The organism is Streptomyces griseorubiginosus, assembly GCF_036345115.1.
GTDB lineage: Bacteria > Actinomycetota > Actinomycetes > Streptomycetales > Streptomycetaceae > Streptomyces > Streptomyces griseorubiginosus_C.
Map to the genome: position 1 here is coordinate 4,994,730 of NZ_CP107766.1, position 11,872 is coordinate 5,006,601.

The 11,872-nt window shown below is 71.0% G+C and carries 10 protein-coding genes, 2 tRNA genes and 1 riboswitch; of the genes, 7 read left to right on the forward strand and 5 right to left on the reverse strand.

What is annotated here, in order from left to right; translation table 11 throughout:
- The first annotated feature begins 111 nt into the window (after positions 1-111).
- From OHN19_RS22550 to OHN19_RS22565, 4 genes are all read left to right on the forward strand, one after another.
- A complete protein-coding gene (locus OHN19_RS22550) occupies positions 112-2,229 on the forward strand; it encodes a VCBS repeat-containing protein (protein ID WP_330265915.1) in 2,118 nt (705 codons plus the stop codon).
- Between the two features lie 63 nt (positions 2,230-2,292).
- The gene (locus tag OHN19_RS22555) at positions 2,293-3,852 is read left to right on the forward strand and encodes an amino acid permease (protein ID WP_330265916.1); all 1,560 of its coding nucleotides are present in this window, start codon (positions 2,293-2,295) and stop codon (positions 3,850-3,852) included.
- A gap of 98 nt (positions 3,853-3,950) precedes the next feature.
- A tRNA-Lys gene (locus tag OHN19_RS22560) sits at positions 3,951-4,023 on the forward strand.
- A 169-nt stretch (positions 4,024-4,192) separates the two neighbouring features.
- Positions 4,193-5,764 carry a hypothetical protein gene (locus OHN19_RS22565; protein ID WP_330265917.1) on the forward strand — a complete coding sequence of 524 codons (1,572 nt, stop codon included), beginning with the start codon at positions 4,193-4,195 and terminating at the stop codon, positions 5,762-5,764.
- Positions 5,765-5,780: 16 nt separating this feature from the next.
- Here OHN19_RS22565 and OHN19_RS22570 read toward each other — a convergent pair whose 3' ends face one another.
- Positions 5,781-6,908, reverse strand: a complete 1,128-nt coding sequence (locus OHN19_RS22570; RefSeq protein ID WP_330265918.1) for a dihydrofolate reductase family protein — start codon at positions 6,906-6,908, stop codon at positions 5,781-5,783.
- An 83-nt stretch (positions 6,909-6,991) separates the two neighbouring features.
- Between OHN19_RS22570 and OHN19_RS22575 the strand changes: the two genes are divergently transcribed.
- Together OHN19_RS22575 and OHN19_RS22580 are read left to right on the forward strand one after the other, a co-directional pair.
- Entirely contained in the window at positions 6,992-7,516 is a 525-nt protein-coding gene (locus tag OHN19_RS22575; RefSeq protein WP_330265919.1) for a MarR family winged helix-turn-helix transcriptional regulator, read from the forward strand.
- A 128-nt stretch (positions 7,517-7,644) separates the two neighbouring features.
- Entirely contained in the window at positions 7,645-8,286 is a 642-nt protein-coding gene (locus OHN19_RS22580) for a GTP cyclohydrolase II (protein ID WP_330265920.1), read from the forward strand.
- A gap of 3 nt (positions 8,287-8,289) precedes the next feature.
- Here the strand turns inward: OHN19_RS22580 and OHN19_RS22585 are convergent, their stop codons facing one another.
- From OHN19_RS22585 to OHN19_RS22600, 4 genes are all read right to left on the reverse strand, one after another.
- Entirely contained in the window at positions 8,290-8,940 is a 651-nt protein-coding gene (locus OHN19_RS22585) for a response regulator transcription factor (RefSeq protein ID WP_330265921.1), read from the reverse strand.
- On the reverse strand, positions 8,928-10,079 hold the full coding sequence (locus OHN19_RS22590; RefSeq protein WP_330265922.1) for a sensor histidine kinase: 1,152 nt from the start codon (positions 10,077-10,079) through the stop codon (positions 8,928-8,930). The genes OHN19_RS22585 and OHN19_RS22590 overlap by 13 nt, the downstream gene beginning before the upstream one ends.
- 61 nt (positions 10,080-10,140) lie before the next feature.
- The gene (locus tag OHN19_RS22595) at positions 10,141-10,890 is read right to left on the reverse strand and encodes a class II glutamine amidotransferase (RefSeq protein WP_330265923.1); all 750 of its coding nucleotides are present in this window, start codon (positions 10,888-10,890) and stop codon (positions 10,141-10,143) included.
- 44 nt (positions 10,891-10,934) lie between these two features.
- Complete coding sequence (locus OHN19_RS22600; protein WP_330265924.1) at positions 10,935-11,186, reverse strand: hypothetical protein; 252 nt, start codon at positions 11,184-11,186, stop codon at positions 10,935-10,937.
- Between the two features lie 156 nt (positions 11,187-11,342).
- Between OHN19_RS22600 and OHN19_RS22605 the strand changes: the two genes are divergently transcribed.
- Positions 11,343-11,416, forward strand: a tRNA-Met gene (locus OHN19_RS22605).
- A gap of 299 nt (positions 11,417-11,715) precedes the next feature.
- Positions 11,716-11,872: riboswitch (cyclic di-AMP (ydaO/yuaA leader) on the forward strand.

Sequence of the window (11,872 nt, forward strand, 5' to 3'; positions counted from 1 at the left end):
CCGGAGTCTGTGGGGCAGTTGTTAACATCCGGGGATCGCGCTGTGGAGCGTGGCCGAGGGGGAAACACGGCCTGCCACCGCGCCTTTTCTCACTTCCCTGGGGAGGGACCCTTGACCCGGCGTGCCCGGATCGCACTCACTCTTGCCTCGCTGGCCGCTCTGAGCGCCGGCACCCTGACGACCGCGGGCCCCGCGGCCGCGGACACCACCCCGACGCCGATCGCCACGGACGGCGTGTGGGGCATCGACTACGCGGCCGGTTATCTGACCAGCGTCGAGTACCGGCCGAACGGCGAGCAGTACGTCGTCGGCCGGCAGCTCTCGCCGGACGGCTCCACGGTGCTGGCGCAGGAAACCCGCGGGTTCGCCGGCATCTTCGCGGACGGCACCCACCTCCAGCGGGTGGCGTGCGACGCGGGTGACTGCGTGCCGCTGCGGTCGACCGGTACGCAGAGCGTCGGCTACTTCCAGGTCGACGAGTACGGGAAGGAGCGCGCCCAGATCTGGGGGACTCCGACCAGCTACCACGGAACGGAACCCGCCGTCACCGGCGGCCGGTTCGTGGACGCCACCGGCCGCTACTTCGTCTACGACGCGGCCTCCACCGGCAAGCAGTACGTCGACGCCGTGAACGAGTACCGCGACGAGGACGTCCGCCTGACCCGCTCGGTCACCGCCGCCTCCGTGTGGGGCTCGGCGCTGTGGACGCCGGGCGCCGGCAACGGCGTCGTCACCCAGTACGACCTGGAGGGGAAGAAGACGGTCGCGACCGTCTCCACCGGAGCCCCCTGCACGGTCAGGGAGCTCCAGGTCATCGGCCGCTGGATCTACTGGAACTGCGGCCCGACGGGCGCGGCGGGCGTGTACGACCGTACGGCGAAGAAGAACATCAAGGTGCCCTCGGGCCCCGCGCTCGTCGGCGACGGCTACCTCGTCCAGCACGACCGGAGCGCCGGCAGGCTGATGCTGACGGACTACCACTCCGGTACGGCCGCCGCCGCGCGCGCGATCGCCGACCTGCCGGCCGGGAACACCGCCGACCAGCGGCGCCTGACCTGGTCGGTGGACAAGTTCGGCGGCGGTATCGCCTACGTCGACGCCGACCACACCATCCGGACCGTGCCGAGCGGGGTGCCCGCCCAGTCGCTCGGGAAGATCGAGTCCGACCTGGACAACCCGTATTTCGACGCCTCGGGCCGCAACGGCGGCAACATGGCCTGGATGAGCACCTGGCAGCTCAACAAGCCCGCGGACTGGACCTTCACGGTGAAGGACGCCCAGGGCCGCACCGACCGCACCCTCAAGGGCAGCGGCACGGCGATCGACCTGGAGTGGGACGGCAGGACGGAGTCGGGGGCGTACGCGTACAACGGCCAGAAGAGCTGGACGCTGACCGCGAAAGCGGCGGACGGCGTGGGCACGTACACCACCAGCGGCAAGTTCGCGCTGACCGGCGGCCGTCAGGGCCACCACGACCAGGGCGGGTACGCCTACGGCGAGCTGGTCACCGTCAACTCCTCGGGCACGCTGAGCCTCCAGTACACCAACGGCGGCGGCAAGTTCGACTGGAAGCAGAACGGCTCGGGCTGGCCGGCCGGGACCGTCGCCGTGCCCTTCGGCGACATGGGCAAGGACCGCTGCGCCGAGATGCTGGTCCGGATGCCGAACGGCGAGCTGCGCCGCTACGCGGGCAAGTGCGGGGAGGCGTCGTACGCCCCGGCGAGCAGCCACACCTCGCTCGGCACGGGCTGGAACGCGTACAACGTGCTGACCGCTCCCGGTGACCTCACCGGCGACGGCCGGGTCGACCTGCTGGCCCGCAAGGCCTCCACCGGTGACGTCTACCTGTTCGCCAACGACGGTGCGAGCAGGCTCAAGCCGGGCGTGAAGATCCGCAGCTGGGGGACGTACAAGAAGATCATCGGCGCCGGTGACCTCAACGGCGACGGCTTCGGGGACGTTCTGGTGCAGGACCGGGCGGGGACGCTGTGGCGCTACGACGGCACCGGCACCGGGCAGGTCAAGGAGCGCGTGAAGGTCTTCTCGAACTGGGGGACCTCCTACAACGTGGTCGTCGGCGTCGGGGACATCACCGGTGACGGCAGGAACGACCTCGTCTCCCGGGACACCGCCGGCAACCTGTACCGCAACAACGGCAACGGCAAGGGGTCGTTCGGGGGCCGTACGAAGATCGCGAGCGGCTGGCAGGGGTACAAGGGCCTCTTCTAGAGGGGCACTTCTCGGCCAAGTTGTGACGTGTGTCACGCCCCCAGTGTGGGAATCGCTGGGGGCATGACAGATGACGCCATAGCGAGCGGGCAGAAGGGCCCTTCCGACTCGGGCCTCTCCGACGAAGAACGGCTTGCCCAGCTCGGCTACACGCAGGTCCTCGCCCGCCGCATGTCGGCGTTCTCCAACTACGCGGTCTCCTTCACCATCATCTCGGTGCTGTCGGGCTGTCTGACGCTGTACCTGTTCGGCATGAACACGGGCGGCCCGGCCGTGATCACCTGGGGCTGGGTCGCCGTCGGCCTGATGACCCTGTTCGTCGGGCTGTCGATGGCCGAGATCTGTTCGGCGTACCCGACCTCGGCGGGCCTGTACTTCTGGGCGCACAAGCTCGCCCCCGCGCGGACCGCGGCCGCCTGGGCGTGGTTCACGGGCTGGTTCAACGTGCTCGGCCAGGTGGCGGTGACCGCCGGCATCGACTTCGGCGCCGCGTCCTTCCTCGGGGCGTACCTGAACCTCCAGTTCGACTTCGAGGTGACGCCCGGCCGCACGATCCTCCTCTTCGCCGCGATCCTGCTCCTGCACGGCCTGCTGAACACCTTCGGCGTGCGGATCGTGGCGCTGCTGAACAGCGTGAGCGTGTGGTGGCACGTGATCGGTGTGGCGGTCATCGTCGGCGCCCTCACCTTCGCCCCCGACAAACACCAGTCGGCGTCCTTCGTGTTCGGCGAGTTCGTGAACAACACGGGCTGGGGCAGCGGCGTCTACGTCGTCCTGATCGGCCTCCTGATGGCCCAGTACACCTTCACCGGCTACGACGCCTCGGCCCATATGACCGAGGAGACCCACGACGCGTCCACGGCCGGCCCGAAGGGCATCGTCCAGTCCATCTGGACCTCCTGGATCGCCGGCTTCGTCCTGCTCCTCGGCTTCACCTTCGCGATCCAGTCCTACGACGGCGCACTCGACTCCCCTACGGGCGCGCCCCCGGCCCAGATCCTCCTCGACGCGCTCGGCGCCACGGCCGGAAAGCTCCTGCTCCTGGTCGTGATCGGCGCCCAGCTGTTCTGCGGAATGGCGTCCGTGACCGCCAACAGCCGCATGATCTACGCCTTCTCGCGCGACGGCGCGCTGCCGTTCTCGCACGTCTGGCACACGGTGAGCCCGCGCACCCGAACCCCCGTGGCGGCGGTGTGGCTGGCCGCGGGTGGCGCCCTGGTCCTGGGCCTGCCGTACCTGATCAACGTGACGGCGTACGCGGCGGTGACGTCCATCGCCGTGATCGGCCTCTACATCGCCTACGTCATCCCGACCCTGCTGCGGCTGCGCAAGGGCGAGGACTTCGACCGGGGGCCGTGGCACCTGGGCCGCTGGTCTCGCGCGATCGGGGTGGTGTCGGTGACGTGGGTCGTCGTCATCACGGTCCTCTTCATGCTCCCGCAGGTCTCCCCGGTCACCTGGGAGACCTTCAACTACGCCCCGGTCGCCGTCCTGGTCGTCCTCGGCTTCGCCTGGACCTGGTGGGCGGCCTCGGCCCGGCACTGGTTCCTGAACCCCGAGCACGAACGCACGAAGGCCCGCGAGGCGGCCCGCGCGAACGCCCCCGAACCGGTCGATCCCTGATCTTTCGCCCACCCCTGCCCACCTGACACGGCCGTGTCCCCGATACCCGATCGGAGACACGGCCACGTCCGGCTATGCTCGTGGGGGCAACATCGCCTGGGCCCTTAGCTCAATTGGCAGAGCAGTGGACTTTTAATCCATTGGTTGTGGGTTCGAGTCCCACAGGGCCTACCGGTGGCAGGTGGCGCCCGGGTCGGCTTCGGTCGGGTCGGGTGCCGCTTCGTTTTCCGGGGCCCCTTCTTTGTCACAGCTTGATCAGACGTAGCTCCCCGCTTTGATCCACTGGGCCCTCGGCGTGCCTAGGCTTGGCCGCCTTCAGGGGTGTGAGGGGGAGTTGACGATGGTGCGTCCAAGATCGTTCGCCTTTGTCGGGGTGGCCGCGGTGGTGCCGCTGCTCGTGTCGGCCGTCTCCGCGCAGGCGGCCTCGGGGGCGCTCACGGTGACCACGCTCGGGCGGCACGGGGCCAAGGTCGCGTCGACGGTCACTGTCGTCGCCGTGCCGTCGGGGCGGACGTACAGCGTCGCCTCGGGCAAGCGGATCGGTCTGCCCTCGGGGCGGTACATCGCGATGACCGACATCTTCGAGAGCGCCACGGACGGCCCGGGCGACGACACCGTCGGCGCGCAGGTCGTGCAGGTGTCGGGCAGTACCTCGGTGACGCTGGACGCGCGCAAGGGCAAGGCCGTCAAGGTCTCGCTGGACACGCCCGCCGACGTGACCGGCCCGCCGTGGATCAGTGCGCAGGTGTGCGCCGGCACCGTGAGTGACATGCCGTCAGCCTTCAGCCGGGGCGGCGGGAACTACCAGGGCTCCCTCTACGCCATCCCGAACTCCTCCAAGCTGCTCCAGTTCGGGTACCTGGCGCAGTGGACGGGCAAGGACAGCTATGTCGCCGTGAAGAACACCACGGGCATCCCGGCCGCGCCCGGCGGGTCGTACAAGCGGGCGAACCTGGCCACGATGCGCTTCTCGGTACGCGCCGGCACGCAGCTGGCCCGGGCGAACGACACCTCGCTCCAGGCGGCGCCCAGGACCCAGGACTGCACGACCGACATGATGACTGAGGTGCGCGACGACGACGCCCCCTACAGCGTCACCGTCCATGTGACGCCCGGCACCTGGCAGCCCCGCGACGACATCTTCGCGGACAACGGCGACGACATCGGCGGTGGTTTCCCCGCGACCAGGACGCTGAAGGCGGGGCAGAGCTTCACCCAGTCGTTCGGCCGGGCCGCGTGGAGTCCGATGCACTACCTGCCGACGGTCACGCGCAGGTCCGTCGCCTTCATTCCGGACGCCCTGATCGGCGACCCCGACGTCGGGGTGAACGGCGCCGACCCGACCAAGGAGACGGTGGTCCTCACCAAGGGGGGCACCACCCTCAAGAAGCAGACCCTGACCAACTGGGGTACGAGCGACGCCGAGTTCTCCGCCGGGATCCGCTCGGCCGGCTGGTACGACCTGACCGTCGACGCCCACCGCTACCGCCCCGGCATCACCTTCCCGGCGGGCATGCTGTCGTCGCGCGTCACCCTCGACTGGCACTTCAAGGCGGATCCGGCCAGGTCGATGGTCGCGCCGGTCTTCATGACCCGCTTCCTGCCCACCGGGCTGAACAGCCACAACCAGGCCGCGCCGAGCAGCACCACGACGGTCGACGTGAGCGCCGGGCGCGGCTCCCAGGGCCCTGACCTGGCGTTCACCAAGGTGACCGCCAAGTCCGTCAAGGTGTGGTCGTCCGCCGACGGCGGCAGGACCTGGAAGGCGGCCACCGTCAGGCACTCCGGCTCGACCTGGCAGGCATCCGTCCACAACCCCGGCTCCGGGGCGGTCGCCCTGCGCTCGGAGGTGACCGACGCGGCCGGTGACCGCTCGGTGGAGACGGTCTACCGGGCCTACGCCATCGGCTGAGGCTCCGGCGCCGGGGTCACAGCAGGTGGCCGTTGGGGGCCTTCGCGCGGTCCGCGAACTCGTCCAGCACCACCACGCCCACGCCCGCCGCCGTCAGCGTCCCCGTCCCGTCCGCCGCCTCGACGAACGTGTCCGGCTCCCGCCACGCCGTCACCACCCGCCGCACCCCCGCGTCCAGGATCAGCCGGGCGCAGGGGGCCGGGCGGGAAGCCCGGTGGGTGCAGGGTTCCAGACTCGTGTAGACCGTGGCGGACGGCAGCCGCGGGTCGCCCGGGGCGATCTTCGCCAGGGCCGCCTCCTCGGCGTGGACGACCGGGTCGCCGGACTCCCGGGAGTGGCCGCGGGCCAGCTCCGTGCCGTCGCCGGCCACCACCACCGCCCCCACGCTGAACGCGGTTGCGGAGGGCGGGCACTGGGCCGCGAGTTCGCAGGCCAGCGCGAGCCAGTGGTGGTCCGCTGCGGCGGGGGTCAGGCCGGTGCCCGGTGCCGTGGGTTCGTAGCGCATGAGGACCACGTCCTCGATACGGCGGGTCTCCACCAGCCGCAGCCGGCCGGACTGGTAGCCGCCCGGGCCGAAGAGCCGCGGGGCGTGCGGGTCGCCGACGAACAGCGGGGCCAGCACCAGCTGCACCTCGTCCGCCAGCCCCTCCTGGAGGAGCTGGGTGTGGATGCGGCCGCCGCCCTCGACCATGAGCCGCTCGACGCCGTACACCGAGCGCAGGTGCTCCAGCAGGCGGCGCCAGTCCAGCGCGGGGCCCAGGGGGGCCACGTCGGCCGCCAGGCCCAGTTCGCGGGCCCGCTCGGCGCCCTTGTCGGTCGTGTAGAGGACCTTCTCGCCGCCGGTGTGCCAGAAGTTCGCCGCCGGGTCCAGCTCGCCCGAACCGCTGACCGTGACCTTCAGGGGGTACGGCGGCTTCCCGGCGGCGACCCGGGCCGCGCGGCGTTCCTCGGAGTTGACCAGCAGCCGGGGGTTGTCGGCGCGGATCGTGCCCGCGCCGATCAGGATGGCGTCCACGGAGGCGCGGACCTCGTCGACGCGGTCGAAGTCGGCCGGGCTGGACAGCAGGAGCCGGTCGGGGCCGGTGTCGTCGAGGTAGCCGTCGAGGGAGACCGCGGCGGAGAGGAGGACGTAGGGATGGGGCATCTGTGCGGTCCCTCTCGAGAACGGGTGCGAGCTTCGGGGGCTGCGGGCTTGGTTCAAGTTTGAAGCAAACCTACACTGGTGGCATGACGACCCGCTGGCTCAGCCCCGACGAGCAGCGAGCCTGGCGTGCCTACATCGCCGCCTCGCTCCTCCTGGAGGACACCATCGACCGGCAGCTCCAGCAGGAGGCCGGCATGCCCCATCTGTACTACTCCATCCTGGCCAACCTCTCCGAGACCCCGGAGCGGCGGCTGCGGATGACCGATCTCGCCGAGGGGCTGAAGATCACCCGGCCCCGGCTGACGTACGCCGTCGCCCGGCTGGAGAAGGACGGGCTGGTGCGCCGCGAGAGCTGCCAGTGGGACAAGCGCGGCAGCATCGCGGTGCTGACCGACGAGGGCATGGCGGTGCTGGAGCGGGCCGCGCCGGGCCATGTGCGGACGGTCCGTGCCGCGCTCTTCGACCGGCTCACCCCGGAGCAGGTGGGGCAGCTGGAGGAGATCTTCACCAGCGTCACCGCGGGGCTCCAGGGGGAGGACGGCCCGGCCGAGGAGGTTCCGTGGCGCCGGCGGTCGTCCCCGTCCTGCTCGGGTGAGGGCCGGGTGTGAGGCGTGCGGCCGGGTGTGTGACGCGTGCCATAAATGCGTTGCTTCAAATTTAAAGCATGAGGTAGGGTCTCGATCAGTAGATCTGCTTCAAATCTGAAGCAGGTATGCCTACGGACCGGAGTACCCGCATGACCGACCTGCCCGCCGCCACCCAGCGCTCCCGCGTCCGCGTCCCGCTGCGCTTCGGGGACGGCTACCGCGCGGACGCCGAACTCGTCACCTTCCACGGCCTGGCCGACGGGCAGGAGCACCTCGCCGTCGTCCTCGGCGACCCGGCCGCCACCGGCACCCCGCTGGTGCGCCTGCACTCCGAGTGCCTCACCGGAGACGTCTTCGGCTCCGCCCGCTGCGACTGCGGGCCCCAGCTGCGCGAGGCGGTCGAGCGCATAGCCGACCGCGGCGGCGTCCTGCTCTACCTCCGCCAGGAGGGCCGCGGCATCGGCCTCTACAACAAGCTCGACGCGTACGCCCTCCAGGACCAGGGCCTCGACACCTACGCCGCGAACACCGCGCTGGGCCTGCCCGAGGACGCCCGTGACTACACGGCGGCCGCGCAGATGCTGACTGCCCTCGGGATCGGCGAGATCGACCTGCTCTCCAACAACCCCGACAAGGCGGGCCAGTTGCGCGACCTGGGCATCGACGTCCACGACCGCGTCCCCACCGGGGTGTTCACCACCGACCACAACGTCCGGTACCTGCGCGCGAAGGTCCTCCAGACCCAGCACACGCTGCCGCTCGGCGAGCTGACCGAACTCGGCGTCGGCTGAACGTCACTTGGGGGTGTGCGCCAGATGGGCCAGCACCGCCAGCACCCGCCGGTGGCCGCTGTCGCTCGGCGGCAGGCCCAGCTTGAGGAAGACGTTGCCGATGTGCTTGCTGACCGCGCGCTCGGTGACGACGAGGGTCTTGGCGATGGTCGTGTTGTCGTGCCCCTCCGCCATCAGCTTCAGCACCTCGCGCTCGCGCGGGGTGAGGGAGTCGAGCGGGGTGTCGCGGCGCCGGGTGAGGAGCTCGGTGACGACCTCGGGGTCGAGCGCGGTGCCGCCGGCCACCACCCGCTCCAGCGCGTCCAGGAACTCGTCGACCCGGCCGACCCGGTCCTTGAGCAGATAGCCGACCCCGCTGGTGCCGCCGGCCAGCAGCTCGGCGGCGTACGACTCCTCGACGTACTGCGAGAGCACCAGGACCGGCAGTCCGGGGATCCGCTCGCGTGCCTCCAGGGCGGCCCTGATGCCCTCGTCGCGGAAGCCCGGCGGCATCCGCACGTCCAGCACCGCCACGTCCGGGCGGTGTTCGAGCAGGGCGGGCAGGATCTCGGGGCCGGTGCCGACCACGGCCACCACCTCGTGCCCGGAGGACGTCAGCAGGAGGACGAGTCCCTCTCTCAGCAGGGCGTTGTCCTCGGCGATCACCACACGCACGGCAGCTCCACATCGATCACGGTCGGGCCCCCGGCGGGGCTGGACACCTCGAACATCCCGTCGAGCGCGGCGACCCTGCGCCGCATCCCGAGCAGCCCCGAACCGGCGGACTCGTCGGCGCCGCCCCGGCCCTCGTCCCGCACCCGCACGGTCAGTCCGCGCCGGGTGCGGGCGAGCCGGACCTCGGCCCGGTCGGTCCCGCTGTACTTGGCCACGTTGGTGAGCGACTCGGCGACCACGAAGTAGGCCGCCGCCTCCACCGCGGCGGGCGCCCGGGCACCCTCGTCCAGACCGCCGTCGTCCACGGTCACCGCCAGCCCGCTGCTCGCCGCGAGCGCCCGCACCGCGCCGGTCAGGCCCCGGTCGGTGAGGATCGGCGGGTGGATGCCGCGCACCACGTGCCGCAGCTCGGTCAGCGCCTGCTCGGCCTGGGCTTGGGCGTCGTCCAGGAGCTTGCGGGCGGCTTCCGGGTCACGGTCGTAGGCCCGTTTGGCCAGGCCGATCCGCATCGACAGCGCCACCAGGTTGGCCTGGGCGCCGTCGTGCAGATCCCGTTCGATGCGGCGCAGTTCGGCCTCGTGGGCGGCGATCGCGTCGGCCCGGGTCTCCTTCAGCTCCTCGACCCGGCGGGCCAGCCGGGCCTTCGGGGAGGGCATGAGCAGCACGGTCGACCAGCGGGCCTCGAGGTCCGCGAGCTTCACGATCAGCGGCAGGACGACAGGGGTGCGGCGCAGCGCGCCGGCCCACACCCCGTCGACCACCAGGGCCACCGGCCACAGCGGGAGGGCGAGGACGAGGAGGGCGCCGTAGAGGTAGTAGGCGAGCATCCAGCGCAGGTCCCTGAGTGTGCCGGGGTCCCGCACCGAGATACGCAGCCGCTCGCGCAGGGTGCCGGTGATCGGTGGGTACGCCTCGGGGATCTCGCGGCCCGTCCACAGCGCGGTCAGGTTCCGCTTGGCGCCCGCGATCCGCCGTATCAGCAGCACGGCCTCGGGCAGCAGCCAGCAGCCGACCACCGCGAGCGTGCCGACGGCGGTGATCAGCAGCACGGTGACGAAGAGGTACACCCCGAAGCACATCGCCGCGGCCACCACGAGGTGCACGGTCGCCATCGCCGCACGCCGGAACGCCTTCCACATGCGGCTCACGCTAGAGGATCCGCCCCGGCCGCACGGTGTAGCCCGCTACACCATCCGCCGGTCACCCGTGCACACGTACGCCCAGGTCGCCCCGCCGGACCTCCAGCACCCGCCGGTACGGCAGCACGCTCCACGCCCCGTCCGGCTGCGGCACTCCGCTCGACGCCACGACCACCCGCTCGCCGTCCGCCCGGTACCGCAGCCGGAAGAAGTCGGGCCCGCGCCGCCGGCTGACCTCGCACTCCGGGTCCTCGTCGGCGTACGCGTACAGCGCCTCCCGCGTCAGCAGCAGGCAGTTGAGGCTCGCGAAGGAGGCACGGGCGCGGATGTCCTCGGCGGCCCCGGCGAGCGCGTCGACCGGGCCCTTGTCCCGCAGCAGCGTCAGCACCCGCAGGAAGAACCGCTCGGAGTCGGTGCCCCCGCCCGCCCCGGACAGCAGGTCGGGGTCGATGAGCTCGTCGAGGGCGTCGTACGGCGAGAAGAAGCCGTTGTGCGCGAAGGCGAGGCCGCCGGCGGTGAACGGGTGGGTGTTGCCCGGCACGACGGGCAGCCCGGGGCTCGCCATCCGCAGGTGCAGCACGGCGGCCTCGGCGGGCGTCCCGCCGAGGGCGTCGTCCCAGAGCCGGTCTCCCGCGGCCCGCGCGGTCCCCTTGACCACCCGCGGACCGTCCCCGCCCTGCCCCGGCCAGGCGGCGATGCCCCACCCGTCAGCGTGCTCCCGGCTCAACTCCGTGAAGGGGGCGGCCAGTTCGCCCAGGGAGGTGGCGAGGGGGAGGAGTGCGCGGCTGACCACGCCGAGGAGACGGCACATGGGCGTGACAGTACTGACCGTGCCGACGGCACCGGGCGGCGGTCCTACGAGGTCCGGTCCTCGCCGTGGTCGCGGACCCAGTTGCGGTGGGCGTTGGAGCCCTCGCGGCCGGGGGACAGCTTCAGCACGGCTCCGCCGTCGATCTGCTCCAGACTCGTGATCACGTACGGCGAGCCCGTGTGCACCGCCAGCCGGATGGCGCCGTTGGCGAACTCCGTCACCCTCAGGGTCCGGCCCCCGGAGAGCGGGACGTCCCGCTTGTCGATCTCCACCGGACGCTCGTCGGCTGCCGTCATGGTCCCCTCCTGGTTCCTGTGAGGAAGGCCACGGTACGGCGTCCGGCCCCGGCGCGGGCCCGGCCTCGGAGGTCGCCGGCGACCCGCTGGGGAGGGGGTGCGCCGTAATGCGTGCGCGAGTCGCCTCCTGGATGACGTATGCTGGTGTCACACCGACGCGGGGTGGAGCAGCTCGGTAGCTCGCTGGGCTCATAACCCAGAGGTCGCAGGTTCAAATCCTGTCCCCGCTACTCAAGGCTCAGGGCCGGAATCCAGTTCATGGATTCCGGCCCTGAGTGTTTCTCCCGGCCAGGCACCGATCGTGACGTTGGGTGAGTGAGTGACCGCCCTCCGCATTACAACTGACATACCGTCAATACCCGTGTCCCGTCTGAGCCGTGGTCAACTCGCCCGTTTTTCACCGTTCATGGGCCGTAAGTCCAGCGGGATTTCGTTAATGATCAAGCGGAACAGCTTGGAATCGGGCCCCCGGGTCTATTAACGTTCGATAACGCAGCGCGGTCGTCCCAGCCGTCACAAGAGACGGCTCCGTGCTCACGCGCCGAATTCCGCAAGGGAACCGGGGAACCACCACTTGGGGTGAATCGCTCGTGGACCGCCGTGGCAGCACGGCGGGTATACGCGCGTAGGAGACCTTCCTGCTCCGAACCCGTCAGCTAACCCGGTAGGCGAGAAGGAAGGAAAGG